The 26,996-nt window shown below is 75.3% G+C and carries 27 protein-coding genes; 12 read left to right on the plus strand and 15 right to left on the minus strand.

Features of this window, described 5'->3' with window-relative positions; all coding sequences use genetic code 11:
- Positions 1-22: 22 nt before the first annotated feature.
- The gene (locus tag ABD335_RS05750; protein WP_344320979.1) at positions 23-1,144 is read left to right on the plus strand and encodes an acyl-CoA dehydrogenase family protein; all 1,122 of its coding nucleotides are present in this window, start codon (positions 23-25) and stop codon (positions 1,142-1,144) included.
- Between the two features lie 66 nt (positions 1,145-1,210).
- Here ABD335_RS05750 and ABD335_RS05755 read toward each other — a convergent pair whose 3' ends face one another.
- The 3 genes from ABD335_RS05755 to ABD335_RS05765 form a co-directional block, all read right to left on the minus strand.
- Positions 1,211-2,635, minus strand: coding sequence for an RtcB family protein (locus ABD335_RS05755; protein ID WP_344320980.1), 1,425 nt, complete (start codon positions 2,633-2,635; stop codon positions 1,211-1,213).
- Between the two features lie 34 nt (positions 2,636-2,669).
- Entirely contained in the window at positions 2,670-3,110 is a 441-nt protein-coding gene (locus ABD335_RS05760; RefSeq protein WP_344320981.1) for a DUF2267 domain-containing protein, read from the minus strand.
- A 166-nt stretch (positions 3,111-3,276) separates the two neighbouring features.
- Positions 3,277-3,714, minus strand: a complete 438-nt coding sequence (locus ABD335_RS05765) for an archease (protein ID WP_344320982.1) — start codon at positions 3,712-3,714, stop codon at positions 3,277-3,279.
- 141 nt (positions 3,715-3,855) lie between these two features.
- Here ABD335_RS05765 and ABD335_RS05770 point away from each other — a divergent pair, with 141 nt between their 5' ends.
- From ABD335_RS05770 to ABD335_RS05780, 3 genes are all read left to right on the plus strand, one after another.
- Complete coding sequence (locus ABD335_RS05770; protein WP_344320983.1) at positions 3,856-5,361, plus strand: AAA family ATPase; 1,506 nt, start codon at positions 3,856-3,858, stop codon at positions 5,359-5,361.
- A 114-nt stretch (positions 5,362-5,475) separates the two neighbouring features.
- Complete coding sequence (locus ABD335_RS05775) at positions 5,476-5,793, plus strand: YciI family protein (protein WP_344320984.1); 318 nt, start codon at positions 5,476-5,478, stop codon at positions 5,791-5,793.
- A gap of 309 nt (positions 5,794-6,102) precedes the next feature.
- Complete coding sequence (locus ABD335_RS05780; protein ID WP_344320985.1) at positions 6,103-6,771, plus strand: lytic polysaccharide monooxygenase auxiliary activity family 9 protein; 669 nt, start codon at positions 6,103-6,105, stop codon at positions 6,769-6,771.
- Between the two features lie 10 nt (positions 6,772-6,781).
- On the opposite strand, the gene ABD335_RS05785 is transcribed toward ABD335_RS05780, so the two are convergent.
- The gene (locus tag ABD335_RS05785; protein ID WP_344320986.1) at positions 6,782-7,429 is read right to left on the minus strand and encodes a class I SAM-dependent methyltransferase; all 648 of its coding nucleotides are present in this window, start codon (positions 7,427-7,429) and stop codon (positions 6,782-6,784) included.
- 76 nt (positions 7,430-7,505) lie between these two features.
- Between ABD335_RS05785 and ABD335_RS05790 the strand changes: the two genes are divergently transcribed.
- From ABD335_RS05790 to ABD335_RS05800, 3 genes are all read left to right on the plus strand, one after another.
- Positions 7,506-9,248, plus strand: a complete 1,743-nt coding sequence (locus tag ABD335_RS05790; RefSeq protein ID WP_344320987.1) for an FUSC family protein — start codon at positions 7,506-7,508, stop codon at positions 9,246-9,248.
- Positions 9,249-9,276: 28 nt separating this feature from the next.
- A complete protein-coding gene (locus ABD335_RS05795; protein ID WP_425583551.1) occupies positions 9,277-9,861 on the plus strand; it encodes a MarR family winged helix-turn-helix transcriptional regulator in 585 nt (194 codons plus the stop codon).
- Positions 9,862-10,166: 305 nt separating this feature from the next.
- Positions 10,167-10,496, plus strand: a complete 330-nt coding sequence (locus ABD335_RS05800; protein WP_344320988.1) for a hypothetical protein — start codon at positions 10,167-10,169, stop codon at positions 10,494-10,496.
- 422 nt (positions 10,497-10,918) lie between these two features.
- Here ABD335_RS05800 and ABD335_RS05805 read toward each other — a convergent pair whose 3' ends face one another.
- Positions 10,919-12,808, minus strand: a complete 1,890-nt coding sequence (locus tag ABD335_RS05805; RefSeq protein ID WP_344320989.1) for a hypothetical protein — start codon at positions 12,806-12,808, stop codon at positions 10,919-10,921.
- A 129-nt stretch (positions 12,809-12,937) separates the two neighbouring features.
- Between ABD335_RS05805 and ABD335_RS05810 the strand changes: the two genes are divergently transcribed.
- Positions 12,938-14,413, plus strand: coding sequence for a DUF6882 domain-containing protein (locus ABD335_RS05810; RefSeq protein ID WP_344320991.1), 1,476 nt, complete (start codon positions 12,938-12,940; stop codon positions 14,411-14,413).
- A gap of 123 nt (positions 14,414-14,536) precedes the next feature.
- Here the strand turns inward: ABD335_RS05810 and ABD335_RS05815 are convergent, their stop codons facing one another.
- Entirely contained in the window at positions 14,537-15,877 is a 1,341-nt protein-coding gene (locus tag ABD335_RS05815) for a PP2C family protein-serine/threonine phosphatase (protein ID WP_344320992.1), read from the minus strand.
- Between the two features lie 717 nt (positions 15,878-16,594).
- Here ABD335_RS05815 and ABD335_RS05820 point away from each other — a divergent pair.
- Complete coding sequence (locus ABD335_RS05820) at positions 16,595-17,266, plus strand: MmyB family transcriptional regulator (protein WP_344320993.1); 672 nt, start codon at positions 16,595-16,597, stop codon at positions 17,264-17,266.
- A gap of 83 nt (positions 17,267-17,349) precedes the next feature.
- On the plus strand, positions 17,350-18,030 hold the full coding sequence (locus tag ABD335_RS05825; RefSeq protein WP_344320994.1) for an enoyl-CoA hydratase-related protein: 681 nt from the start codon (positions 17,350-17,352) through the stop codon (positions 18,028-18,030).
- 43 nt (positions 18,031-18,073) lie between these two features.
- On the opposite strand, the gene ABD335_RS05830 is transcribed toward ABD335_RS05825, so the two are convergent.
- The 3 genes from ABD335_RS05830 to ABD335_RS05840 all read right to left on the minus strand — a co-directional run bounded on the left by ABD335_RS05830 (position 18,074) and on the right by ABD335_RS05840 (position 19,939).
- On the minus strand, positions 18,074-18,619 hold the full coding sequence (locus ABD335_RS05830; protein ID WP_344320995.1) for a TetR/AcrR family transcriptional regulator: 546 nt from the start codon (positions 18,617-18,619) through the stop codon (positions 18,074-18,076).
- Entirely contained in the window at positions 18,616-18,939 is a 324-nt protein-coding gene (locus ABD335_RS05835) for a DMT family transporter (protein WP_344320996.1), read from the minus strand. Before ABD335_RS05835 ends, ABD335_RS05830 begins: the two co-directional genes overlap by 4 nt.
- An 82-nt stretch (positions 18,940-19,021) precedes the next feature.
- Positions 19,022-19,939, minus strand: a complete 918-nt coding sequence (locus ABD335_RS05840) for a hypothetical protein (protein WP_344320997.1) — start codon at positions 19,937-19,939, stop codon at positions 19,022-19,024.
- Between the two features lie 273 nt (positions 19,940-20,212).
- Between ABD335_RS05840 and ABD335_RS05845 the strand changes: the two genes are divergently transcribed.
- Together ABD335_RS05845 and ABD335_RS05850 are read left to right on the plus strand one after the other, a co-directional pair.
- Positions 20,213-20,914, plus strand: a complete 702-nt coding sequence (locus tag ABD335_RS05845; RefSeq protein WP_344320998.1) for a bleomycin resistance protein — start codon at positions 20,213-20,215, stop codon at positions 20,912-20,914.
- 59 nt (positions 20,915-20,973) lie between these two features.
- Positions 20,974-21,594: a TetR/AcrR family transcriptional regulator gene (locus ABD335_RS05850; protein ID WP_344320999.1), complete on the plus strand. Its 621-nt coding sequence runs from the start codon at positions 20,974-20,976 to the stop codon at positions 21,592-21,594.
- 144 nt (positions 21,595-21,738) lie between these two features.
- Here the strand turns inward: ABD335_RS05850 and ABD335_RS05855 are convergent, their stop codons facing one another.
- The 6 genes from ABD335_RS05855 to ABD335_RS05880 all read right to left on the minus strand — a co-directional run bounded on the left by ABD335_RS05855 (position 21,739) and on the right by ABD335_RS05880 (position 26,988).
- On the minus strand, positions 21,739-21,870 hold the full coding sequence (locus ABD335_RS05855; protein ID WP_344321000.1) for a hypothetical protein: 132 nt from the start codon (positions 21,868-21,870) through the stop codon (positions 21,739-21,741).
- Between the two features lie 219 nt (positions 21,871-22,089).
- Complete coding sequence (locus ABD335_RS05860; protein ID WP_344321001.1) at positions 22,090-23,745, minus strand: serine/threonine-protein kinase; 1,656 nt, start codon at positions 23,743-23,745, stop codon at positions 22,090-22,092.
- Between the two features lie 117 nt (positions 23,746-23,862).
- Positions 23,863-24,861 carry a serine hydrolase domain-containing protein gene (locus ABD335_RS05865; protein ID WP_486387921.1) on the minus strand — a complete coding sequence of 333 codons (999 nt, stop codon included), beginning with the start codon at positions 24,859-24,861 and terminating at the stop codon, positions 23,863-23,865.
- Positions 24,862-24,974: 113 nt separating this feature from the next.
- Positions 24,975-25,907: a DUF6895 family protein gene (locus ABD335_RS05870; protein WP_344321003.1), complete on the minus strand. Its 933-nt coding sequence runs from the start codon at positions 25,905-25,907 to the stop codon at positions 24,975-24,977.
- Entirely contained in the window at positions 25,904-26,707 is an 804-nt protein-coding gene (locus tag ABD335_RS05875; protein WP_344321004.1) for a hypothetical protein, read from the minus strand. The genes ABD335_RS05870 and ABD335_RS05875 overlap by 4 nt, the downstream gene beginning before the upstream one ends.
- A gap of 95 nt (positions 26,708-26,802) precedes the next feature.
- On the minus strand, positions 26,803-26,988 hold the full coding sequence (locus ABD335_RS05880) for a hypothetical protein (protein ID WP_344321005.1): 186 nt from the start codon (positions 26,986-26,988) through the stop codon (positions 26,803-26,805).
- Positions 26,989-26,996: the final 8 nt, after the last annotated feature.

The following is a 26,996-nucleotide window of genomic DNA, read 5'->3' on the forward strand; positions in this document are numbered from 1 at the left end:
GACCCGACACCGAGGAGAACCCGTGAGCAACCGGGCAGAGACACCGCCACTGGTCGCGGCGGCCCGCGACGCCGCCGTGCCGGCGGCCGAGCACGCCGCGGAGGCGGACGCGGAACGCCGTCTCCACCCCGCCGTCGTCGAGGCGATCGTGGACGCCGGGTTCGCCCGCCACTTCGCCCCGGGAGAGACGGCCGGAACGTTCGCCGAGCTCCTGGAGGCGACCGATGTCCTGGCCCGGGCGTGCGCGTCGGCCGGCTGGGTCGCATCGGTCACGGCGAGCGCCGGACGTCTCACCGCGCACCTGCCGGCCGCCGGCCGGGAGGAGGTCTGGCAGAAGGGCGCCGACACCGTGGTCGCCGCCGGCCTGATACCCGCCGGCACCGCCGAACCGGTCCCCGGCGGCTGGCGCGTCGACGGCAGGTGGCCCTACGTCAGCGGCGCCGACTTCGCCCACTGGGTCCTCGTCGCGGCACGCGCCGGGGACGCGGGGACACCGGGGACCGTACTGGTCGCCGTGCCCCGCGGCGACATCGCCGTCCAGGACACCTGGTTCACCCTCGGCATGCGGGGGACGGGCAGCAACACGGTCGTCGTCGACGGTGTGTTCGTCCCCCGGGACCGCTCCGTGCCGCTCGACAGGGTGGTCGCGGGCGAGGCTCCCGAACCCTCGGCCCCCTGCCACCGCACCCCCCTGAAGGCCGGCAACGGGCTCACCCTGGCCGCTCCGCTCCTCGGCGCCGCCCGCGGCGCCCTCCGCCGCTGGACGGAACTGGTCGGCGGCCGGCCCGGCCCGGCCGCCGGATCGGTGTCCGGCGCCGTGGACCAGGGCGCGTACGAGCAGGTCCTGTCCCGGTGCGACGGGGAGATCGACGCGGCGGGCCTGCTCCTGGCACGCGCGGCCCGGACCGCCGACTCCGGGGCGCCGGGCCCCGACGTCGCCCGCAACGTCCGGGACTGCGCCCTGGCGGCCGAACTGCTCACGACCGCCGTGGACCGCCTGCTGCACAGCGCGGGCACCCGGGGCCACGCGGAGGGCGAGGAACTCCAGCGCCTCTGGCGGGACGTCACCTGCGGCGCGGGCCACAACGCCCTCCGGTTCCCCCCGGCCGCGCAGCTCCACGCCCGCTCCCTCCTGGAGCGGTGACGGAGGCCGCGGGCCGCGCCCCGGAGACCGAACCCGCGAACCGAGCCCGGAGACCGAGCCGTCCGGCTACCCCTTGACGACGCCGACCGGCACCAGACGGGCCACCAGACGGGCGAGGCCCGCGCCCTCGGTGGCGCCGGCGACCGCGTCGACGTCCTTGTACGCCTCGGGCGTCTCCTCGGCGAGACCGCGCCAGGAGGAGGGGCGGACGGCGATGCCCTTGGACTCCAGGTCGTCGCGGAGGGCCTCGCCGCGGACCTCGCGCAGGGCCTGGTGGCGGCTCCACACCCGTCCCGCACCGTGGCAGGCGGAGTGGAACGCGTCGTTGCCCTTCTCGCCGACCAGCACGTAGGAGGCGGTGCCCATGGTGCCGGGGACCAGGACCGGCTGCCCGGCCTCGGCCAGCTCCTCCGGCAGGCTCGGGTCGCCCGGCGGCAGGGCCAGGGTGGCGCCCTTGCGGTGGACGCAGAGCCGACGCCGCGCCCCGTCCACCCGGTGGGTCTCGATCTTCGCCATGTTGTGGGAGACGTCGTAGACGAGGTCCACCCCCACGCCCGCCGCCGTGGCGAACGCGCGGCGCACGGCCTGGGTGAGCAACTGCCGGTTGGCGCGGCCGTAGTTGGCGGCGGCGGACATCGCCCCCAGGTAGGCCCGGCCCTCGGGGGACTCGACCGGGGCGCAGGCGAGCTGCCGGTCCGGGAGGGAGATCCCGTACCGGTCCAGCGTCCGGTCCATGACGCGGACGTGGTCGGTGCACACCTGGTGGCCCAGGCCCCGCGAGCCGCAGTGGATCATCACGCAGATCCGGCCCGGGCGGAGGCCGAAGGCGGACGCGGTCCTCTCGTCGTACACCCGGTCCACGGCCTGCACCTCCAGGAAGTGGTTGCCCGATCCCAGGCTGCCCACCTGCTGGAGCCCCCGTTCCACGGCCCGTGCCCCGACCTGGGACGGGTCGGCGTCCTCCAGCGCCCCCTCGTCCTCGCAGAAGGTCAGGTCGCTCGGTACGCCGTGGCCGTGCTCGACGGCGTACCCGGCGCCGCCCACCAGCAGCTTCTCCATCTCCGCGCGTCCGGAGAGCTTCCACAGGCCGCCGCGCCCCATGCCGCGCGGGATGGTGTCGCCGAGGATGTCCATCAGCTTCCGCAGGCGGGGCTCCAGCCCGGCGCGGTCGATGTCGGCGGCGAGCAGCCGGACGCCGCAGGAGATGTCGAAGCCCACCCCGCCGGGCGAGACCACGCCGCCGTCCTCGACGTCCGTCGCCGCCACCCCGCCGATGGGGAAGCCGTACCCCCAGTGCACGTCGGGCATGGCGTAGGACGCGCGGACGACGCCGGGCAGGGTGGCCACGTTCGCCACCTGCTCCAGCGCCTCGCCGCTCGCCGCCCGGGGCAGCAGGTCGGCCGTGGCGAACACGACCCCGGGCACGCGCATCGGGGCCCGCCGCTCGATGCGGAAGCGGAACGGGCTCTCCGCCACCAGGGAGATGTCCACGGTGGCCCTCCGCTCGGTCGTCGGGCGGTCCCGGTCAGCCGGCCGGGACCGGGGTCCGCTCGTGCAGGGCGCGGACGTCGTGCGGCAGTTGGTCGAGCGCCCTGTCGAGCTGGCCGGGCGAGACGTGCTCGCGGACGACGGCGGTGATCGCCGGGATGATCCGGGAGACGTCCCCGGTGCCGACCCTGGCCTCCTGGACGAAGCGGTTCACGTAGGCCTCGCGGTCGTACTTGATCGGCACGTTGCTGGGGACCCAGCCGTCGTAGTAGATCCCGCGCAGCAGCTCGGGGAGCTGTGCCGCGAAATGTGCCGCGACGTCGACGGTGAGTCGGTCGCGAAGCGTGTGCAGCCAGGCGCGCAGGGCCCGGTGGGCGAGGTGGCGGTCCTCGGTTCCCAGGGCCTCCGTCACCGCCTTCAGCCAGATGTTCGCCGTGTGGATGACGTGCTCGAACTCGGCCGTGTGCGTGGCGGACATGGATCTTCCCCCTCGGCATGAGGTCGCGGGATGGGATTGTGGGACGTCGAGCGGCCGTCGCATCGGAGGTGCGGCCCGTATGCCACGTATGCGTAGAATGTAGATTTTTGTCGCGCTCTGCTGTCCAGGGTATTGCGGGTGGGGACGAGCGGCAGCCGGAGCCGCCTCAGACGTCGAGCGTCACGGAGCACGTCCAGCCGTCCGGGCCCTCGGCGAGGCGCAGCCCGTGCAGCGTGACCGCCTTCGGAGCCGCCCCCGTCACCGGGAGCGCGTCGGCGTCGGCCATGCGCAACCCGGCCCGCAGGCCGCCGGGGACGGGTTCCAGGTCCACGCCGACCGGGACCTCCCCGTCGGTGTCGAGCCGGTACACGACCTCGTCCAACAGGGCCACCAGCAGGTCCTCGTCCGTGTCCGCCCGCACCTCGACGTCCCGCCGGCGGACGGGGACCGCGTCCGTCAGGTCCAGGAACGACGCGCAGGCGCCGCGCACCGCCTGCGCCAGGCACTCCTCGCGGGTCGGGGCCCACGCCTCCACCCGTACGTCGGCGGTGTGTGGCACGCCGCGGTGCCCGCCGCGCGGTGCGGCGTCGTCCGGTCGCGTCATGGCAGGCTCCTCTCGCGCCCGCGGCCCGTGCCTCCATCGTCGCCCCGCGGGGAGGTCCGCGCAGCGTGCCGGGCGGCGCCCGGCGGTGCGATGGTGGAAGGAGACGGACAGGGGAGGGACACCGAGCGAGGGGAGCGGCCCGTGTCGCGAACCGACGTCCTCCGGCACGCCCGGCCGGACATCCGGAAACCGGCCGTGGTCTTCGACCGCGACGCCGAATGGGAGGCCCTCACCGCGTTCGCCCGCGACCCGCGGCCCGTACCCGGTCTCGGCATCGTCTCGGGGCGGCTCCGGCAGGGCAAGACGTACCTGCTCGAAGCGCTCACCAGGGCTCTGGACGGCTTCTACTTCGGCGCCCAGGAGGCGGCCGGGACGGAGTCCCTCAACCGCCTGGGCGACCAGCTCGCCCTCCACACCGGCACCCCCTCGGCGGACCGCCCGCGGACCTGGGAGGACACCGTCGACGCCCTGCTGGCGCTGGGGGACCGGCGTCCGCTGCCGGTCGTCGTCGACGAGTTCCCCCACCTCGTGCGGCAGTGCCCCTCGCTGCCCTCCGTCGTCCACGGCGCCTACCGCCGCCTGCGCGACGAGGGCCGGGACAACCACGCGCGCCTGCTGCTCTGCGGCAGCGACCTGCCGATGATGCGCAGGCTGTTCAGCCGCCCCTCGCCGCTGCACGGGCTCGCGGACCTGGAGTTGGAGGTGCGTCCGCTGGACTTCCGGCAGGCCGCCGCGTTCTGGGGCATCGACGACCCCCGCCTGGCGTTCTCGGTCCACGCGATCGTGGGCGGCACCCCCGCCTACCGGCGGGACCTCGTCCGCGACGACGCGCCGGCCGGCCCGGAGGACTTCGACGCCTGGGTGTGCAGGACGGTCCTCGACTCCCGCACGCCGATCTTCTGGGAGGCGCACCACCTGCTCCAGGAGGAGGCGGACCACCAGGACCGCGCGCTGTGCCACTCCGCGCTCGCGGCCGTCTCCCTGGGCTGCGCCACCATCGGCGGGGTCGCCGACTGCCTGGACACCGGACTGGCCGACGTCTCCCACTGTCTGGAACTGCTGCGCGCGAGCGGCCTGCTGCGCCACGAAGCCGACGCCTTCCGCCCGAGCCTGACCCGGCTGAGGATCGCCGAGCCACTGCTCGCCTTCGAGCACGCGGTGGTCTGGCCGCAGCGCTCGGCGCTGGAGCAGGAGGGTGCCGCCGACGTCTGGCGGCGGGCCCGCGCCGTCTTCGAATCCGCGGTGGCGGCGCCGCACTTCGCCCAGGTCTGCCGCGACTGGGCGGTGGGGTTCGCCGCCCCGGACACCTTCGGCGGGGAGCCCGGCTCGGCGTCCCACGGCTCACTGCCCCGCCCGGAGCCGGGAGCCGCGCTCGACGCCGAGGTGGTGGTGCGCGGTCACCGTGCCGACGACCGGCCCGGGGCCCTGCTGTCGGTCGGGTCGGCGCGCCTGCACGAGACCATGGACCTGCCCCACCTGGAGCGGCTCCGCCGGCTCCTCGCCCTCCTCGCCGCCCGCGGCGAGGACGTCGGCCGCACCCGGCCCGCCTGCTACGGCGGCGCGGGTTTCACTCCCGCGCTCCGGGAGGCGGAGGCGCGGGGGGACGTGGTCCTCGTCGACCTCGACCGCCTCCACCGGGGGCGGTAGGGCGCGACTCGGCGGTACTCGTGGCGGCACTCGTGGCGTCGGCGGTGTGCTCGTAGGGTGGGCGCCGGACGATTGCCGAGACGGCCGGACGGCCGGGACGCACCGGGGGAGCGGATGCTGCACCTGATGATGGTGGAGTACACGGACTCGGCGGAGGCCGCGGAGCCGTTCGTCGCCGCGCACGTGGAGTACCTGGAACGCCGGCACCGGGAGGGCACGTTCCTGGTCTCCGGGCAGACGGTGCCCGCGGAGCGCGGGGGCGCGATCGTGGCGTGCGGCGTCGACCGGGCGACGGCCGAACGCATCGCCGCCGAGGACCCGTTCGTGGTGGCCGGGGTCGCCCGGTACGAGATCACCACGATCGACCCGGGCCGCGTCCACCCGGCCCTGGCGGGCGTACCGGGGATGGACGCGAGCCGGGTGCGGGGGTGAGTCCGGGGGCGCGGAGCACGGCGACGGCGTGCCCCGCGGAAGCCGTACGTCCCCGGAACCTCTCGCGGCCGAGGCGGTCGAACTCCTCGATCGCGCGCAGGATTTCGGAAGCCGTGCTGTCCGCCAACGCCATGGGCCGCACCGTGGGACAGGTCCCCGAGGGCGGCTCCGGAGTGATCCGCGACGTGGATTTCTGTCGAATTTCTATCGAACATGTTTCGGTCAAAGGGCCGCGGGTAACGCGCCCGTAGCACCTGGGAGCGCTCCCAGGTGGAACCGCGCATTCTCGAACGAGAGTGGAGACCCCCCATGAGTTGTCATGATCATGTCTTAGCGCCCCGCTGGGCGCTCCGCGCGCTCGCCGTGTTGGCCGCCGTCGTGGTCGGGCTGGTGCCCTGGACCGACACCGCGTCCGCCCACGGGTCGGTCATCGACCCCGCCTCCCGCAACTACGGCTGCTGGCTGCGCTGGGGGAGCGACTTCCAGAACCCGGCCATGCAGCAGCAGGACCCGATGTGCTGGCAGGCGTGGCAGGACGACACCAACGCCATGTGGAACTGGAACGGCCTGTACCGGGAGAACGTCGGCGGCAACCACCGGGCGTTCATCCCCGACGGGCAGCTGTGCAGCGCCGGTCACACCGCGGACGGCCGCTACAAGTCGATGGACGTCCCCGGCCGGTGGAAGAAGACCGATGTCCGCCGCGACTTCACCGTGCACCTGCGCGACCAGGCCCTGCACGGCGCGGACTACCTCCAGATCTACGTCACCAGGCAGGGCTTCGACCCCACCACCGAGCGACTGGGCTGGGGCGACCTGGAGCTGATCAAGACGACCGGGCGCTACGCCCCCACCTCGGACATCAGGGTCGACGTCAGTGCCCCCGGCCGCAGCGGGCACCACGTCGTGTACACGATCTGGAAGGCCTCGCACGCGGATCAGGTCTACTACATCTGTAGTGACGTGAACTTCTCCTGAGCCGCCGCGCCTACCGGCCCCGACGGCTGCTGCCCGGCTTGCGGTAGACCAGCAGGTACCTCCAGAAGAGGAGTCTGCGCAGGGTCGAGCCGGGCAGCAGCACGGCGGCCTCCCGCCGTATCTCCTCCAGCGGCTTCTCGGGGCGCTTCACCGGCGCCCGGACGGGGGTGGTCCCGCCGCGGGCCGGGCGGACCCGCTCCCGGATCGCGACCGCGAGCCGGGCCACCGCGTTGACCGGGACGGCGACCAGGCTCCGGGCCCGGTCCGTCGCCGAGACCTCCGGGTGGCAGCCCAGGACGAGCAGGACGCCGCCGGGGGCCAGGGCGTCCCGGAGCGCGGCGACCGTGTCGAACGGCATGTGGTGGAGGCTCGCCAGGCACGAGACGACGTCGTAGTGCTCCCGGGGCAGGGTGATCCGGGTGACGTCCGCCCGGCGGAAGCGCGGCGCGGGACGGCCGTCGCCGAGGCTCCGCGACAGCGAGCGGGCGGCCTCGATCGCCTCCGCCGAGACGTCGATCGCGTCGACCTCGATGCCCCGTTCCGCGAGCAGGCGCGCGAAGCGTCCGGTCCCGCAGCCGACGTCCAGGGCGGTTCGGCAGTCGTGGGGCAGCCGGCGCAGCAGCAGTCGGTGGTAGTGGTCGTTGTGGTCGAACGGCACGCGCCGAGTCTGACACGGTCCGTCACGCGGACGGCATATTTATTTTACTGGTGAAATACCTGTTAATCTTTTACGAGTGAAACGTTCCGAGGCCGTCCTGGAAGCGCCCGCCGAGACCGAGACCCCGTCCGGCGGGCGCCTACGTCCCCTGCCCATCCGCAGCACCGTGCGGCTGAACAGGGCGAGCGACATCTGGCACAAGCCGGCGTTCAGCGCGGCCACCGCCCTGCTGATCCCCCAACTCGTGCTGCTCGCCGTCGGCCGCCTCGACCTGGCCGTCCACACCTCGGCCGGTTCGATGTGCGCGCTGTACGCCCACAGCCTCCCGTACGCCGTCAGGGCGCGGACGCTGCTGTGGGTGATCGCCGGCATGCTCGCGGGCTTCGGCGTGGCGTTGACCACCGCCGCGCTGACCGACTCGGGCCCGCTGCTCGTCCTGGGGGCCGCGCTGGTCGCCGCCGCGCACAAGATGCTCTGCGACGCGACGCGCATCGGGCCGCCCGGAAACCTGATCTTCACCTTCATCGCCGCCGGCGGCTTCTTCCTGCCGCAGCGGCTGTCGGACGTGCCCTTCCACCTCTTCCTGGCGCTGCTCGGGGGCGTGGTGGCGTGGTTGGTGTGCATGGCGCCCGGCCTGGTGCGGCCCCACGGGCCGGAGCGCATCGCCGTCGCGCGGGCCCTGGAGGCGGCGGCCGGGCTGCTGCGCACGCCCGCCGGGGACGCCGAGGCCGTCGCGCGGGCCCGCGGGGCGGCCGCCGCCGCGGTCAACGCCGCGTGGCACACGCTCTTCCTGGTCGGCGGACGCTCCTCGGCCTCGGCCGCGTCCCGCGCCGGTCTCGAACGCCTCCTGGTGCGCGCCGAGTCGGCGGCGCACGGCCCGACGGGAGCGGCGGCCGAGGCGGAGGCCGGACGTCTGGCCGTCTGGGCGCACGACCTGCGCAAGAACCGGCCGCTGCCCCGGGTGGCGCTCACCTCCGAGCAGAGCGACGAGCTGACCGGCATCGCCGTCGACCGGGCCGCCCACCGGCCGCGGGGCGTGCGGGCCGTGCCGGGGCGGCTGCGCCCCGGGTCCCCGCTGCTGCCGATCGGGCTGCGCGTGGCCGTCGGGTGCGCCCTGGCGGGCTGGGCGTCGATGGGCCTGGGCGTCGGCCACCCCTACTGGGCGGTGGTGGTGGCGGCGTCCGTCTTCCAGGCGAACACCGTCCTGTCCTGGCAGCGCGCCGTGCAGCGCGTCCTCGGCAGCTTCCCCGGACTGCTGGTCTTCGCCCTGGTGCTGCCGCTGGCCCGCGCCGGCGACCTCGCCCTGATCCTGCTGGTCTTCCTGGCACAGGTCGGGGCCGAGGCCCTGATCCCCCGGAACTACTGGCTCGGCACCATCTGCGTGACGTCGCTGGCGCTGCTGCTGACCGAGTTCGGGGAGAGGCGTCCGGCCGAGGAGCTGATCGGCGACCGGCTGATCGACACCCTGCTCGGCGCGGTCCTGGGCCTGCTGGTGTGTCTGCTGGTGGTCAACCGCCCCGCCGGCGGCCGGGTCGAGAAGGCCCTGCGCCAGGTGGAGCGGGCGCGCGAGGACGCCCTCCGCCCGGTCGCCGACACCCCCGAGGCGAGGCGCGAGGCGGACCGGACCGTCGGCCGGCTCACCGCCGCCCTGGTGGAGCTGCGCGACGCGACGGAGACCGCCTCCGGGGAGTGGTGGCTGCGCGCCCTGCCCCGGGAGCGGATCGCGGCCGCCGAACGGGAGGGGCACCGGGCGCTCGCGGACCTCGGGCGCCGACTGGACGCACTCGGCGTACCGGCCCCGGCCGAGCGGCAGAATTGACCGCGGGCACGGACGGGAGGAGCACCACGTGGCGGCGGAGGACGGCAGGGACGCCGGAGGCGCGGGGGACGGCGCCAAGGACGGTGCCGGGGACGGCTCCGGGGACGGCGCCAAGGACATCGTCGCGCGCGTCCTGTCGCAGTGGCGGCGGGTCCGCCCCGAGCTCGACACGGAGCCCATGGCCGTGATCGGCCGGCTCACCCGCTGTGTCGCCCTCCTCCAGCAGGCGGAGGAGGCGCCGCTGGTCCGGGAGGGGCTGGCGCGGCCGGAGTTCGACGTCCTCACCACGCTGCGGCGGGAGGACCGGGAGATGACGCCCGGGCAGATCGCCCGCGAGACGTTCGCGTCGGGCGCGGCGGTCACCAAGCGGCTGCGCCTGCTGGAGGAGCGGGGGTTGGTGGAGCGCCGCACCAGCGCCCGGGACCGCCGGGTCTTCGAGCTCTCGCTCACCGCCGAGGGCCGCGCACTCATCGACCGGCTGCTGCCCGACCAACTCGCGTACGAGTCCGAGTTGCTGTCCGGCCTCACCGAGGCGCAGCGGTCCGACCTCTCCGCGATCCTCTCCGACCTGCTGGTGCTGCTGGAGGGACGGCTCGGCGGGCTGCGGGGCTGAGGCCCCGCGCGGCGGGGCTCCGGACGCTCGGCCTCCTCGACGGCGTTCCGCTCCGCGGGGTGCCCGTCCCACGCCGGGCACGGGCCGGGAAGCGGTCGGTCGCCTCCACGGCGAAGGGCGCGCAGCGCGGGGCCGTCCACGCCGCGCACCCCACGGTCCCGCCCGCCGGGCGGAGTCTCCCCGCCCGGCCCCGGTCCGGCCCGGAGGGCCCGAGAGCGCGGCTCGGCACCTGCCACCGACGAGCCGGTCCCGGCTATCTTCTCGGGGGCACCGCCCTTGTGGAGCGCACGGGAAGGACCGGCACCGTGATGTACACCCTCCTCACCGTGGAGGAGCCGAGCCCGGAGAAGCTCGCGTCCGTGCTCGCCGAGTGCTTCCGGACGGACCCGGAGACGGTCGAGGTGTCCGGCGCCGACGCCGACCCGGATACGCGGGCGTGGGACGCCCTCGTCTCGTGCGAGTACGAGGTCCTGCGCGGTGACGTCGCGTGGAGCCTGAGCCTCCACGCCCGGGACGGCGTCCCCGACCGTCCCGACGAGCCGGAACTCGCCCGCCGGCCGGCGGGGAGCGCGGGTACCGGATCGACGCGGTGGAGGTGCCCGTCGCCCGGCTGCCGGGCGTGCGCGTCGAGGTGATCCGCGAGGCCGTCCGGGAGCAGCCCGTTCCGACGCCGCTCGCCGACGCCTTCCGTGCCGCCCTGCGCGATCTCGGACCGGACGGCGGGGAACCCGTCGGCGTCCTGGCGGACGTCCTCCCGCGGCCGGCCGCCGAACCGCTGCGCCGCGCCGTCGCCGACCTGGACGAGCGGTTCGGGCGGGTGACGCGCGACGACGGCGGGCGGGCCCTCGCGGAGGCCCTGGGCCTGCCGTCCGACGCCCTGGCGGGCAAGAACCCGTGGTGGCGCCGCCGCCCGGCCCGGCTGCCGTGGGAGGGATCGAGGGGGGCGGCCGGCGCCCGGTGTCCGGGAGTTCGGTCGCCTGCCGGTGATCCCTTCCGCCGGGTGCCCCTCCGGGCGGGCGTCACCGCCGCCGCGCGCCGGCGGGGCGCGGCCGGCGGATCACCCGTCGACCGCGCGGGCTCCACGCGCGTGGTCGAGGTCGTGGAGGAACTCCGCGCGCCAGTCGGGGGACGTCCTCTGCTCCAGGACGGCGGCCCCCGCGACGTGGGGCGGCTGTTCGAGGAACAGCCGCAGCGCCCGACCCGCCCGGGCGCGGCTCGTCCAGGCCCGCCGGTCCTTCTCGGTGATCGCGGGCCGGAAACCGGGCCGCGTCCACCGGTCGTGGCCGACGAGGGAGCGGTGGGCGGCGTGGGCCTCGGCGTTCAGCGTCCGCAGCCGCACCCCCAGCGGGTCGTCGTCGGTGACGGTCGGGGGCCGTCCGGCGTCGACGAGGCGGAGGGCGTCGGCGATCTCGGGATGGGCGTCGATGCCGGTCTCGGCGGCGAGGCGGCGGAGTTGGGCGGCCACCGCGGCGCGCAGGGTCGCCTCGTCGGCCCGCTCGACGGCCGGTCCCAGGTCGAGGTGGTGGACGGTGGAGTACGGCGCGGGCTGCGGGAGGTCGTCCAGCAGGGGCAGGACGAGTCCGCCGGGCAGCACCCCCAGGTCCGTCTCGCCGGGGTGGAAGTCGATGCCCCAGGTCTCGCGGACGAGGTCGAGCATCTCCTCGTAGGGGCCGTGGGGTTCGTCCTCCTCGGGCGGGAGGGAGGAGGAGAGGACCGCCCGGTGGGGGCGGCCGGGCCGGGAGGGCGACGGGCGGCGGTGGAGGCGTTCGGTCCGGACCGGCCGCCCGTCCTCGTACGCCGCCAGGTGGACCTCCCCGCGGCCCTGTCGCCACAGGGCGACGGCACGGGTGCCCGTGGAGAGCCGGCGCAGGACCTCGGGGCGGCGGCCCTGCGGTTCCCCGGTCTCGTCCAGGAGGCAGGACCAGGTGCCGAGGGCGCCGGCGCGGACCATGGGGCGGAAGGCGGCCCAGGCGGATTCCCCGGCGGCGCGGGCCCGGGCGCGCGAGCGGTCGCGGAGGGTGTGGGGGACGACGCCGACGCGGCGGAGCACCTCGGCCGGTTCCAGGTGTTCGACGAAGACCACGTCCGGCCGGTCCGGCGGGGTGGGGGCGGTGATCCGCCGGAGGAAGAAGGCGATGGCTCTCCCGCCGTCCGGCCCCGGACGGGGCACCTCGGCGGTGTACTCGCGGACCGGGGGCTCGGGCTCCGCGTGCCGTTCGGCCTCGGCGAGCGCCGAGCGGGGCTCGACCAGGGGTTCGGGGACGTCCTCCCACAGCAGCCTGCCGTCGAACGCCACCGGGACCGCGCCGTCGATCGGGCGCCGCGTCTCCAGGGAGTCGGCGAGCGCGGCGAGGAACCGCCGCAGCGAGGTCCACGGGGTGAAGCTCGGCGGTTCCTCGTCGGAGTACCGGCCCAGGGCCCCGTACCGGGCGCCTTCGCGGCAGGAGAGGAAGAGTCCGCCCCGGGTGTCCCGGCCGATGCCGAGGGTGATCGGCAGCCATGCGCGCCGCCAACCCGCGTCCTCCTCCCGGTCGCTTCCGTCGTGGGCGAAGTCCTCGGCCGGATCGGCGCCGAAGTCCTCGGCCGGGTCGGCGCCGAAGTCCTCGGCCGGGTCGGCGCCGAAGCTCCGCAGGAACAGCGTGCCGTGGACGAGGTCGTCGAGCCCGGCGAGGGGCCCGTACGGCCGGGGCATTTCCAGCACGTCCTCCGCGTTCCGCCGGTCGTCCCGTCGCGCGGTGCCGTCGTGGCGGCGCAGCGAGGCGATCAGGTCGGGGTGGAAGGCCACGCCCAACTCCCGTTGCGCGGCCTCGACGTCCTCCTCGCGGGCGGGCGGGCGCAGCGTTCCGTACGTGACGGGGGCGTGCTCGGCCAGCCAGGCCTCGATCCGGTCCCAGGACTCGTCGACGGACGGCGTGGGGTGCGGGGACGGCGATGCTCCGTGATCCATGGCCGTCACGGTAGGGGCGGCCACCGACAGCGGAACCGGGGGCGGTGGCGGGCGAGTCCCGCCCTGTGTACACCGACACCCGGCCCGTCTACACCGACACCCGACCACGACTCGACCACGATTGTCACCATGACCACCCTCCCTGACTCCTTCAGCGACGAACTGCTCGCACTGGCCCGCCCCAACCTCGCCTGGACCGTCGAACAGATGGACCTGTTCGACCGGCTCGTGCCGCACGGCCCGACCCGGTTCGACCTGGAGGCGCCCCTGGTGGGCCGGTCCGGTGTGGCCCTGTCCGGGCAGCTCGTCGCCAGCTACGCCGCCGACGGCACCTGGCTGTGGGCCTGGGCCAACAACGGCATAGCCGACACCCCGGGGGCCGCCGCCTCGCGCGAACTGCGCGCGATCGGCGAGCGCCAGGGGGTGTCCGAGCTCACCAAGCCCCTGCTCGACCTCAACGGCTTCCCCAACGCCCGGCTGGCCGCCGACCACCTGCTGCTGATCTGCATGGGCCTGCTGGACGGGCGCGGCGCCGCGGTGACGGCCGTCAACGAGCGGGGCTGGGCCTTCCTCGTCGTCGACGACCCCGCCGTGCCGCGGGCCGAGCCGCGTCCCGCGCGGCTGGCCCACGCGCTGCGGGCCGGGCCCGCGATGCTGCCGGGGCCGGCGCTCCCGGCGGTGCGGGGCTGGTTCGCCCGGCACGGCGTCGAGCCCGAGTACGGCCCGGGGGCCGTGGTGGGCACGCTGCCCGACGGCGACCGCGTCGTGGTGGGGCTGGACGGCGGCACGGTCACGGCGGTGGAGGTCACCGGTCCGGACGGCGGCGTCCCGCTCTCCGCGGCGGCGCCCGAGCAGCACCTGATCGATCCCACCCCCGACCCGCAGTCCCTCGTCCGGATGTTCCCGCGGGCGCTGCTGCCGGTCGTGACGCGCGAGATCGCCTTCTCGCTGCGCGACACGCGGGGGATGATCGAGTTCGCCGGCGAGCACCTGGCCTTCGACGGTCGCGCCCCGCTGTGGGACGAGGCGGCGGGCCTGCTCGTCTTCCCCGGCGGCGGGCTGGCGTGCCGCCCGCTGGGCCGGTACGCACCGGAGGAGCGCTGGTTCGAGTGGGCCCCGGGCACCGAGGACGTCCGCGAGGCGCTGCGGCGGGCGGCCGGGCTGCCGGACGGCGCCGACCTGCCCGAACTGGCCCCCGGACGCCTGGACCTGGCCCCGTACGCGGCGCCGGAGTCCGTCGCCGTGGCCCTGGCCCGCACCGGCGCCCGCGTCTCGGGCCGGGTCTTCACCTCGCTGGGCGACCTGTTCCTGGCCGTGGTGGACCCGCGGCTGCCCGCCCCGGCCGTCGACCCCGGGGCCGCCGCCGAGGAGATCCGGGCGGGCGCGGGGTGGCTCCAGGGCCTCACCCCGCCGGAGGACCGTCCCCGGGTGATGCGCGAGGCGGCGGTGGCCTACTTCGAGCGGGCGGGCATGCAGGTGTGGCACCACGGCGAGCCGGACTTCCTCAGCGGCGTGGCGGGCCTGTACGAGGTGCGGGTGTTCTTCGCGCCGGACGGCACCGTCACCGACACCTCGTGGGGGACGCTGATGACGCCGCAGTCGTGACCGTACGCCGGCTCCCGGTCCCGTCCGGTCCCGTCCCGCCCCGTGCCGCCGCGGGCCGGACGGGGGTCCGGGAGCCGCGCCGCCCGCCCCGTCCGGCGCCCGGGTGGCGCGGCCGGCGGGCCGTCAGGGGCGGTCGGGGAGGCGCAGGGCGAGGATGGCGATGTCGTCGTGGCCGTCGCTGGTGCGGTTGTCGGCCAGGACGCGGCACAGCTCGTCCGGCGACCGGTCGGCGTGGGCGGCGGCGACCCGGGCGAGCTCGTCCATGCACACGTCGATGGGGCGGGCGGGATGTTCGACCAGCCCGTCGGTGAAGAAGACCACGGTGGTCCCGCCCCGCAGGGGGCGGGTGTGGTCGGGGCGGGGCTGCCCGGTGTCGACGCCCAGCGGGAGACCGGGTTCGGCGTACAGGTACCGCGTCCGGCCGTCCGGGCGGACCAGGAGGGGCGGCAGGTGCCCGGCGGTGCTCCAGCGCAGCGTCCAGCCGTCCTCCTCGGGCTCGACGCGGGCCAGACAGGCGGTGGCCACGGGGTTGTCGGTGATCGCGTGCAGGGTGCGGTCGAGTGCGCCGAGGACCAGGCTGGGCGGGGTGCGCCGGTCGTAGAGCAGCGCGCGGAGCATGTTGCGGGTCTGGGCCATGGCGGCCGCGGCCCTCAGATCGTGCCCGACGACGTCGCCGATGACGGCCGCGCAGGCGTCGTCGGGCAGCAGGATCGCGTCGTACCAGTCGCCGCCGAGCTGTTCGGGGGCGGTCGCCGGCCGGTAGACGGCGGCGCCGGTGAACGGGCGCAGGTCGGGGAGTCGGGGCAGCAGCATGCGCTGGAAGCCCTCGGCGCCGGCGCGGACCTGCCCGAACAGCCGGGCGTTCTCGATGGCCACCCCGGCGGCGCCGGCGAGGGCGACGACGATGTCCTCGTCCAGGGCGTCGAAGGGCAGCCCGTTGCGCTTGTCCGACAGGTACAGGTCCCCGTAGATCTCGCCCCGCGCGCTGATCGCGACGCCGAGGAGGGTGCGCATCGGCGGGTGGCCGGGCGGGAAGCCGGCGGAGTGCGGGTGGGAGGGGATGTTCTCGACCCGGAGGGGCTCGGGGTTGTGGATCAGGTGCCCGAGCAGGCCGTGCCCGTGGGGAAGCTCGACGCCCTCCAGCGCGGCCTCCTCCTCCGGGCTGAGCCCCACGGGGATGAACCGCGCCAGCGCCTTCTTCTCCTCGTCCAGCACGCCGAGGGCTCCGTAGCGGGCGTCGACCAGCTCCATCGCGGCGGTGACGACGCGGCGCAGCACCACGGGCAGCTCCAGCTCCCGGCTGATGGACATCACGGCGCCCAGCACGCCCTGCAACCGTTCCTGGGCGCGCACCAGCGTCCGGAGCTGCTCGGCGATCTGCTCTATCGCGGTGTCCGGATGGGGGCCGGGGCGGGGGTCGGGCAGGCGCCATTCCCGGCGCGGCGGTTCCTGGTTCTGCCCCATGGGGTCTCCTCGTCCCTGCCGGCCGGGCGGCGGCCCGGCGTGGCGTGCCAGACGGTCGAGTAGACCGGTTCCTCGCCTGGGCGATGCCATGCACCCCGGGCGGGCGGACCGTGCGGTCCTCGGCAGGCGGCGGGGCCGTGCGTCGGGGCCCGGCGCTCTCCGGGCGGCGGCGGGCCGCGTACTCCAGTGCGGCGTAGACCGCGACCACCACCGCTCCGACCGGCATGAAGGCGATGCCCGGACCGGTGAGCGGCAGCACGTCCGCGAACGTGAGGACCAGCAGCGCCCCGCAGGACAGCGCGTTGCCCACGACCACGGTCGCGGACAGGCGCGACGGGATCCGCGGGTACCCGGCGATCAGCGCGAGCGCGGCGGCCCCGCCCAGCATGGCGATCCCGAACGGGACGGACCAGGTGGCGGGGAGCCCCAGCGGTCCGTCGAGCAGCCCGCCCCGGCCGGCAGGACGACGCCGAAGACGGCGGTGCTCCACGCGTCGCTCCGCGGGACGGTGCGGAGCGGCGCGTCCGGCGCGGAACCGGCCCCGGCGGGGCGTCGGACGGCGGCGGGCGCGGTGGTCGTACGGGCCGTACGGGTGCTCGTGCGCATCTCCTCGCTCCCTGGGGCGCGGTCGTGAGGACCGTGGCACCGCCGGGGCACGGACTCGATGACCTCCGAGGTCACGGCCGCGGTGATCGGCGGCCGACCACCCTCCCGGCCATGGACGCGGAACGGACGTCGCGGGTGGGGGCCCTGCTGCGGGAGCGCAACACCCTGCTGCCGGCCGCCGGTCACGCGCCGGAGTACCGGGAGAGCGGTCCGGACGACGCGGGCACGGAGTCGGTCCGCGCCGCGCTGGAGACGATGCTGACCACCCACGAGCCGTACCCCGCCGTGGTGGTCGACCGCGGCTGGAACGTGGTGACCGGCAACCGCGCCATGTCCGTCCTCACGGCCGGCGTCCCGCCCCGCCTGCTGGAGCCGCGGCCGAACGTGTTCCGCCTGACCCTCCACCCCGAGGGGCCGGCCCCGCGCCTGGCCAACCTCGGCCAGGTCCGGTCGCTGTTCCTGGAGCGGCTGCTCCGCCGGGTCAACGCCACCGGCGACGCGGACCTGCGCGCGCTGTACGAGGAGGTGTGCCGGTATCCGGCCCTCCCCGGCGAGGAGGAGGCCGGGGACGGGGGTCCGGCGGCCCCGCCGAGCCCGGTGCAGGTGCCGCTGCGGGTCCGCACCCCGCTGGGCGAGCTGTCGATGTCCAGCACCATGGCCACCTTCGGCGCCCCGGCCGACGTGACGCTCTCGGAGCCGGCGATCGAGCTGTTCCACCCCTGGGACGAGGCCACCGCGCGGTCCCGCCGCGGACTGGCGGCGGCGTCCGGGGCTTCTGGGTAGTATGCCGCCCATATGGTTACCGGCCGGTAGGTTCTCGTCCGCGGCGAGCGGACGGTGCCGTCCCCTGCCCGAAGGAGCTGCTCATGCCCACGCTGGAGCGCCAGGACGACGTCTTCGTCCTCGACCTCGGAGACAACGAGAACCGCTTCCACCCGGACTGGATCGCCTCGGTCGACGCCCACCTGGACGAGGTGGAGAAGGCGGAGGGCGCCCGCGCCCTGGTCACGACGGCGACGGGCAAGTTCTACTCCAACGGCCTCGACCTCGACTGGCTCTTCGCCCACGCCGACCGGGCCCACGACTACGCGGCGAGCGTCCACGCGCTCCTGGCGCGGACGCTGACCCTGCCCGTGATCACCGTGGCCGCCCTCCAGGGCCACACCTTCGCGGCCGGCGCGATGTTCTCCCTGGCCCACGACTTCCGCGTGATGCGCGAGGACCGCGGCTACTGGTGCCTGCCCGAGGCCGACATCCACATCCCCTTCACACCGGGGATGTCCGCCCTCATCCAGGCCCGTCTGACCCCGCAGACCGCCCACGAGGCCATGACCACCGCCCGCCGCTACGGCGGCCGGGACGCCCTCGCCGCCGGGATCGTCGACCGCGCGGTGCCCGAGGGCGCCGTCCGCGAGACCGCCCTGGAGATCGCCGGCGCCCTGACGTCCAAGGCGAGCGCCACCCTCGGCACGATCAAGACCCGGATGTACGGCCCGGCCGTCGAGGCGCTGAGGGACAAGGACATCCCGCTCTCCTTCGGCGGCTGACGGGACGCTGCCGCGCCCTCGCCCCCGGTGGCCGCCGGGGGCGTCACGCGGCGGGGCGCAGCAGGGCCCTCAGCGCGGTGGCGAGCCCCTCGGTGTCCAGGGGTCGTTCGTTGCTCAGGGCGTGCAGGAGGGCCCCGTCGACGAGGTGTGCCGCGGCCTTGGCGGCGACCGGACCGGCGTGTCCGCCCAGGACGTCGACCAGTCCGTCGAACCAGGCCCGGGCGAGCGGTCGCAGCTCGGGCCGGTGGACGGCGGCCAGGTACAGCTCCATCTCGGCCAGCGCGCGGGGGCGGTCCGCGAGGTACTCCTCGGTCAGCGCCGCCACGGTCGCCGCGACGTCGGCGCTTCCGCGCAGGGCCTCGGCCCAGGCGCGGAGGTCCTCGGCGGAGGACCGGGCGATGTGCTCCAGCGCGGCCTCGCTGAGGTCGTCCAGGGTCTTGAAGTAGTAGGTGGTCGCCCCCAGGGGCACGCCGGCGCGGGCGGCCACCAGACGGTGGGTCAGACCGCCGACGCCGACCTCGGGGATCAGCGCGCAGGCGGCCTCGACGATCGCGCGACGCCGCCCCTCGGGATCGCGCCGGCCGCTCAATGGGCACCTCCGAGGTTGAGCACCACGACACCCGCGATCACCAGGGCGACGCCGACGACCTTGGCCACGGTGACCGGCTCGTCCAGGAACAGCGCGCCGATCACGACGATCAGCGTCGTGCCCAGGCCGGACCACACGGCGTACCCGATCCCGACGTTCAGGCCGCTCCGGATCGCCAGCGACAGGGTCAGGAACGCCGCTCCGTAGGAGGTCAGGCACGCCACCGTCGGCCACAGACGGGAGAAGCCCTCGGTGGCCTTGAGCAGGCTCGTGCCCACCACCTCGGCCACGATCGCCAGACACAGGAACACGTACGCCATGGGTCCGTCCTCGCTCGGAGTTGTACGTGTGTACTAGTACGAGCGTACTGGAAACGGGGGGCGGAACACGTGGCCGGAACGGTCACCCCGCGGCCGCCGCCGGGGTGCGGGCGGCGGCCCGCAGCCGTTGGACGCGGGCGCGGACGTCGGCGGCCGGCAGGCCCGCCGGGGGCGGCGAGGGCACGCCCCGGCAGACGCGGCACAGCCCGCCGGGCAGGGCCTCGGGGCGGCCGGGGCGCCCGCATCCGGTGCACTCCATCACGCGGCGGACTCCGGTCCTCGGGGCGTGCGACGGCCGGGACGGCTCGGGCGGCAGTTTGTCGGTCAGCCGTCGCCGGGCCAACGCCGCCGGGCAGTGGACGGTCTCCGGCAGCCCGGCCGTCAACGCCCGGACGATCTGCTCCCCGTTCGCCCCGCGCGCCAACCACACGGCGGCCGACGCCTCCAGCGCGGCGCACTCGGCGGCCGAGAGCGTCATCCGCGCGTCGACGCGCCCGAGGGAGGCCAACACCTCGTACGCCTCGGAGCGCCGGGGCCGGGCGGACGCCGTCTTCCCGGACGCCGTCTCCCGGGGCTCGTTCCCGGGCTCGGCCTCGGGCTCGGCCGTGGGCGGGACGCCGTCCCGGTGGAGGGCCGCCCACCAGGCGTCGTCGCGGGCGGTGCGGGAGAAGTACGTCCGGTACACCCACTGCGTGCGGCCCTCGCCCACGGTCTCCCGGAAGCGCCGCAGGTGACCGGCCTCGGAGAGCGCGTTCAGCGCCGACCGCACGGCCTGCTGCCCGTGGTCGGGCAGCTCGCGGGCGAGCGTCTTGACGTCGATGGCGGCGCCGTCCGGCAATCGGTCGAGGTACGCGGCGATGGACGCCTCGCGGGGCGGGAGGTGGTCGAAGTCGCCCCGTCGGCGCGGGAGTTGGTCGGGGGCGGAGCGCTTTCCGTAGCCGGGAGCGGCCATGGGATGGGCGTGCGGGCGCGCGGCGGCGCTAGGGTTGGCGATAGCCATGGGATCGAGGTCCGATCGATCTTGATGGTCAGACCCTCGTTCGGTGTTGGCGCACCGGCGGGGGTCGTTTTCGTCTGTCGTCCCGCACGCTACACCGCGGACGCTCTGCGTGGCGACCCGATCGCGAAGAGTGTGAAACCGCAGGGCGGGAGGGTGGGTTCTGCGAACCCACCCATTCCTCGGGAAAGGCGCTCGACCCCCGAAGCCCGTCGCCCGAAGCTCGGGTGCCGGAATTCCCCGGAGTCTCTGGTCAATTTTGACTAGCCTGGGCGCGTGACCGAGAAGACCATCCCCCTCCTCCCGTGCCGGGAGATCCAGCCGGTGGTCGACTTCTACACCGCGCTGGGCTTCGAGACGACCTTCCTCCAGAAGCGCCCCTATCCGTACGCGGCCGTTCGACGCGGCTCCGTCGAGCTCCAGTTCTTCGGCATGAAGCGGTACGACCCCGCCCGGTCCTACTCCGGCTGCTACGTCCTCACGGACGACGTCGACGGGCTGCACGCGGCGTTCCGCGCGGGCCTCAAGGCGGCGTACGGGAAGATCCCCGCCCGAGGGCTGCCGCGCATCGGGCCGCTGAAGGACATGTCCTATGGGATGCGGCAGTTCCTGATGACCGACCCCGGCGGCAACACCGTCCGCGTCGGCCGACGCATCGACGAGGACGGGCGCCACCGCCCGGCTCCCGAGGAGACCTTCGCCCGAGCCCTCCACCTGGCCGACCTGTTCGCCGACTCCAAGGGCGACCTGCCGGGCGCCGCGAGGATCATCGACCGCGTGCTGCGCCGGGAGGACGAACGCCCCGCCCCCGGCCGGCACCTGCAACTGCTGGTGCTGCGCGCGGACATCGCGCAGCGGCTCGGCGACGACGACACCGCCCGGACCCTGTTGGACCGGGCCGCCGGAATCCCGCTCACGGAGGAGGAGGCGGAGTCGGCGCGCGACGCCCTGGCACGCCTGGCCGAACTGCGCTCCTGACCGCGGTCCGCCGCCGCAAACGGCGCCTGCCCGCCCCGGGCACCCCGACCGCGCCGCCCGTGACGCGACCGACGGACACCCGAGCACGCCGGCGGCGCCGGATCGCCGAGGCGGTGTGGCGCATCGCCGCCGAACAGGGGCTGGACGCGGCGAGCATGCGCCGGATCGCGGCCGAGGCAGGGGTGTCGCTGCGGGTGGTCCAGTACCACTTCGACAGCAAGCACGCCCTCCTGGCCGACGCGCTGCGCCTGCTGCACGAGGAGAACGAGCGGCTGGCCAGGGCGCGCATCCGGTACGACATGACGGACCCGCGCGGACTGCTGCGGGGGCTGCTGGACGAGTTCCTGCCGCTGGACGACCAACGCGCCTTCGCCCTCCGGGTGTTCGAGGCGTACTACGCCCGCAGCCTGACCGATCCGTCGCTCGCGGCGGTCTTCCTCTCCGCCGAGCAGCCGTTGGAGCGGCTCGTCGCGGACATCATCGAGGCGGGTCGGGCGGCCGGGAGCGCGGCGCCGGGCATCGACCGGCGGCACGAGGCCGACCTCCTGGTGGCGGGGGCCACGGGCCTGGGCGTGGACGTCCTGCACGGGCGCCGCTCACTGGCGGACGCACGGGCGGTGCTGGACTACCACCTGGCCCGGATCTTCCCCGCGGACGCGGCCTCGCAGCCGGGTGGATGAGCGCGGGCGGGAGCCGGCCCCCGGCGCTCGGGTGCCGGCCGGCCCCCGCCACGAGCGGGCGGCGCGACGGCACCGGCGCGGGCGGCCACCTCGCGCGTCGAGGGCGGGTCGGAGGCCGGTGCGGACGGTTCGGACCGCGGTCGGCTAACCGCTGATCAGCCAGCTCCCGAACCCGACGATGACGACGAGCCAGACGCCGGCTTCGAGCCAGTCCGAGAAGGTGAGACGCGTCCTGCCGGGCTTCTCCCCCTGATCGCTCGTCCGGCTCTCGCTCATGCGCCCGCTCCTTCCCGCCCGCGCGCGTGGGCCGCCCCCCCCCCGGTTGTGAGGACGTGCGGCGACCGCGCGGGGACCACGATCATGCCTCGGCCGATCGCAGGCTACCGTCACGCAGGGTGCCGTCCCAGCTCGCTCGCGTTGCGAATTCGACACGACTCCGTGGAGGAAGTACGGGGACGAGGACGGCGCCCGGTCGACCGGGCCGTCGACCGGCCGTCAGAGGCGATCGAGGCTCAGGTTGTCGATGACGGTCCTGGCCACCTCACGGCCGCGGGCGGTGAAGTCGCCCTTGCCGGGATAGTCGATCCACAGCCGGTACATGTCGCCGGACTCGGTCCGGTAGTAGAAGACCCGTGCCTCGCGCGGGCGCGGGTTCTCCGAGTCCAGGTTCTTGTCGGCGTAGGTGACGGAGCTCTCTGCCGCCTCGCGCTCCCGGTAGGAGGTCTTGGTGGTGTCCCCCTCCGGCGCGGGGTCCTCCGCCATGAAGGAGAAGTCGCCGTCGTCGGTGTCCTCCATGGCCTCCACGTCGGAGTACGCCTCGGCGGTGGCGGAACCGGCGATCTCGTCGAGACCGTCCTCCGCCTTCTTGAAGAGGCCGAGTTCGACGGAGAGCGAGTAGCTCGGATCGTGGTAGGCGACCCAGTGCCCGTCGTCCATCTCGTCCGGCGTCGACCTCACGTAGTGCTCGGGCACCGCGAGCGTGGCGCCCAACGCCTTCTCCTCGCGGGTCTGCCAGCCGTCCGGCAGCGGTCCCGCGAACGGGTCCGCGATCACCAGGCCCGCCACGACCGCCGCGGCGAGGACCCCCGCCCCCACGCCGAACAGCGTCTTCCTGCCGATCCGGACCCCGCCGGCGGCACCGCCTCCCCCCTGGACCACGTGGGTCGGCGCGGGGGCCGGCGGCCTGGCGGCCTCCTCCAGGAGCCGGCGCACCTCGGCGGCGTTCGGCCGCCGGTCCGGCTCCTTGTCCAACAGGCGGTTGACGACCTCGGCCAGGGGGCCCCGGGCCGAGGCGGGCGCCGCCGGGGTGGAGTTCAGGACCGACTGGAGCGTCGCGGGCGTGTTGGCGCGGCGGAACGGCGACACGCCCTCCACGGCCGCGTACAGCACGACACCGAGCGACCACAGGTCGGAGGCCGGCCCCGGGCGGCGTCCCAACACCCGCTCGGGCGCGACGAACTCGGGCGAGCCGACGAAACCGCCGGTGTCGGTCAGCCTGGTCTCGCCCTCGATCCGGGCGATGCCGAAGTCGGTGAGGACGACCCGCCCGTACGGCCCCAGCATGACGTTGTCGGGCTTGACGTCGCGGTGCAGGATGCCCGCCCGGTGCGCGGCCTCCAGCGCGCCGAGCACCTCCAGCCCGATCCGGGCGGCCTCGCGGGTGTCCAGGGTGCCCTCGGCCAGCACGTCGCCGAGGGACCGGCCCTGGACGAACTCCATGACGATCCACGGCCGGCCGTCCTCCACGGCCACGTCGTGCACGGTCACCACCGCCGGGTGGTCGAGCCGGGCCGCCGCGCGGGCCTCGCGGCGCATCCGCTCGAAGGCGTTGGCCCGCTCCCGTTCGGGCAGGTGGTCCGGGAGGCGGGGCTCCTTGACCGCCACCTCGCGGTCGATCGTCTCGTCCTTCGCCCGCCACACGGTGCCCATGCCCCCGTGCCCGAGCCTGGAGAGCAGCCGGTAGCGCCCCGCGATGAGCCGCCCGGCGCCCGGGTCCGTCCGGTCCCGGGACGGCTGCTCCGGCTGCCGGTGCGGTGCCGGCGAGCCCTGCGGCTCGTGCGGGACCTGGGCGGGCACGGCGTACGGATTGCTCCGCGGCGGCTGGAGCTCGTAGCTCGTCGGTTCGTTCGGCTGCCCCCGGTGGTTCGTCATGCCCTCATCTTGACGACACGGGCCGGCGAGCTCCACGGGGGGTGCGGGAGAATCCGCGACCGGGAGGCCCTCGGCGACGCGACGCGGCACGCGCCCGGCGCGGCGGTGCGGGCCGCGTCACCGGGCGGGACGGCGCGAGGGCGTCTCGACCGTCAGCCCGCGCAGGACGCGGTACGCGGTGCGGATGAACGTGCCGCGCAGCGTCGGGGAGCCGTTGGCGAGGGCCGCCAGGGCGGTGCGGGCGGTGGGGGAGAAGCCGGCGAACGAGGTGAAGCCGCGCGTGCCGCCCGAGTGGAACAGCAGGTCGTGGGTGCCGCCGTCGTCCGCGGGGAGCGTGCGCCGCTTCCACACCAGGCACATCCGGTCGCCGCCGGGCTCGGTGACGCGCGGCCGGGTGACCTCGTACAGCGCGGTGCGCAGCGTCTCGCCGACGGCCGGGGGCGGGGAGAGCAGGGCCTCCAGGTAGCGCCTCAGGTCACGGGCGCTGGAGCGCAGCGCGCCCGCGCCGGGCAGGCCCGGGATGAGCCAGGGCGGGCGGGGACGCCCGCGCAGGTGGCCGGTGGCCTGGGGGAGCGAGGGGTCGCAGGTGGTGTCCTCCAGCCCCAGCGGCTCCAGGACGCGGGAGGCGAGCGCGTCGCCGTAGTCCGTCCCGGCGGCGTCGGCCAGCAGGCGGCCCAGCAGCCCGACCCCGAAGTTGGAGTAGCGCACCCGCGTGCCGGGCGGGCGGCGCACCCGGGTGCGGGGAAGCGCGCGCAGCAGGTGGTCGGGGGTGAAGGTCTCGTACGGGTTGGTGTACCAGCGGGGCAGGGCCATGAGCATCAGCCCCGGCGGCAGCCTGGGCAGGCCCGCGGTGTGGGTGGCCAGGTGGGTGAGGGTGATCCGGTCGCCGTGGCCCTCGGGCAGGAAGGCGTCGGGCAGGAGGGCGTGGGGGAGGAGGGCGCGGGGGAGGTGGGCGCCGATCGGGTCGTCGAGGCCGACCTCGCCCCGCGCCGCCATGTCGGCCAGCAGCAGGGCGGTGAACGTCTTGGTCACCGAGCCGAGTTCGAAGCGGGTGTCGGGGGCCGCGCCCCGGCACAGCGTCGCCGACTCCCCGGCCCGCAGCGCCACGACCGCCACCGCCGGGCCAGGCGCGGCGGTGGCGGTCGTCTCCAGGATGCCGCCGAGAGCGGACGCCGCCGGCCCGGAGCCGGGTTCGGGCCCGGCTCCGGAACCGGCGGCGGCGAGGGCGGTCACCGGCCGGCGGCGCGGGAGAGCGCCAGGGTGCCCGCGACGGCGGCGACGACGGTGGGGTGGTGGTGGTCCCGGAACCGCTCGGCGGGGTCCTCGCCGACCTCCTTGCCGTCCCGGGGGACCAGCCCGTCCTCGTGCTGCGCGGAGGCCAGCGCGTCCCACGCGGCCGGATCGAGGTACGGCTCCCCGAGGCAGGCGCCGACGATCAGCAGCTCGGCGAAGAGATCCCACTCCTCGACCTCCCGCCACACGTCCAGCCACACCGGCAGCCAGAGCCGGAGGTGGTCCTCGATGCGCGGCGGCAGGTCGGAGGGCCGGGCGCCCCAGTCGGTGATGTGGAAGACGGTGTGCGTCACGGAGTAGGCCGTCATCCAGTCGATGACCCAGGGCTCGGGGGTGTTCCCCAGCCAGGTGGCGCCGATGAGCCGGTCCCAGTCGATGTCGCGGTCGATGCCCATCAGGCGCGAGGCGTTGGCGATGGCGAGCCGGCGGTTGGGCACCTGCTCGACGGCGTCCACCGTGACCAGCCCGGCCAGGTGCTCCAGCAGCGCGTCCAGGCGCTCGTGCCGGTAGCCCGCGCGGACGAAGTGCGTGTACAGCTCCAGCGGGTCGGTCATCATCATGTACCGCAACTGGCGCTCGTAGAGCATGTCGCCGCCGCGCAGCTCCCACCAGGCGAAGTCGAGCAGCTCGCGGGCGGTCCCGGCCTCCCCGGAGGGCGTGCCCTCGCGCAGGACCAGCGAGGCGGCGAGGGCCGTCTCGCCCAGGGGCTTGTAGATGCTGTCGGGATGGGCGAGCTCCGCCGTGGTGCCGGGGGGCAGGGTGCCCAGCTCGCAGTGGCGGCGCAGCCAGCCGAGGGCGCGGACGGCGACCCGGTGCGCCGACTCCCGCGTCGGGGCCGGTGCCGGGGCGCTCGTGGGGGATGTGCTCATGGTGTCGGCCCTCCCGGCCTCTCCGGCCGGCCCGGCTGCCCCGTCCGGTCCGTCCGTTCCAGCATGCGGCGGGCGATCGCGGTGTCCAGGGCGGTGCGCGCCCCGCCCACGCCGTGCAGTTCGATGTGCCGCACCACGGCCGCCACGTCGAGGTCCGGCCGCGCTCCGCGGTGTCGCGCGCAGGCCAGCCAGCGCGCCAGGCAGGCCGCGATCGGATAGTCGCGGCGCAGCATCGCGCGGGCCGTGCCCCGTGCCAGGGCGCGGGGCCGCCGGACCGCCGCCTCGTGGACGGGACCGTCGACGTCCGGCAGGGCGAGCGGGGCGAGCTGCGCCATCCGCAGGGACCACGTCCGCCAGGAGGCGTCCCCGTATGCGTCGGAGTGTTCGTGGGAGGCGCCGGGCGCGCCGTCGTTTCCGTCGCCGTCGTCCGGACCGCCCGGCTCGGGCACCCCCGGGAGGTCGTCGCCGCCGTACCGGGCCAGGAGGCGCGAGGTGGTCCAGTCGCGCCACACCGCCTCGGGGGTGGCGTCCGGGGCGGGAGGGAAGATCCGGAAGGACTCGGTCACCGCCTGGGCGTCGGCGGGCCCGAAGGAGCCCGCGCCGAACAGGACGGGGGCGAAGACGTCGGGTCCCAGCACCCGGACGGCGGCCAGCGCCGCCTTGGGGTCGGGGGCGCCGTCCACGTGGGCCGCCACCACCACCGCGTCCCCGGTACCCCGCAGGGCACCGAGGACACGGTCGGCCAGACTCTCCACCGCCGCGGCGTACGCCGCACGCGGCGAGACGTCCGGATTCGGCATCAGCGACCCACCTCTCTGGATCGGTCTGTCATGTCGTGCCGTTCTGTTGTCGTTTGTTGCATCCCGTCGCATCCCGCTGTGAAGCGGTGGGGTTGTTACTTCTCCTTGGGCTCCTTGGGGGAGAGGAGAAGGGCGAGCAGCAGAAGACCGACCGCCTCGGGGGCCCACACCGGCGCGTCGCTGATCGGGGCCTCGCGGACGGCCATCAGGTCGGCGACCGTGTGCCGCTCGGCCGTGTCGGCGGGAGCGACGGTGGTTCCGGTCGTTGCGTAAGCGAGCATCAGAATCC

Origin of the sequence: Streptomyces macrosporus, assembly GCF_039533145.1 — a bacterium.
Classification (GTDB): domain Bacteria; phylum Actinomycetota; class Actinomycetes; order Streptomycetales; family Streptomycetaceae; genus Streptomyces; species Streptomyces macrosporus.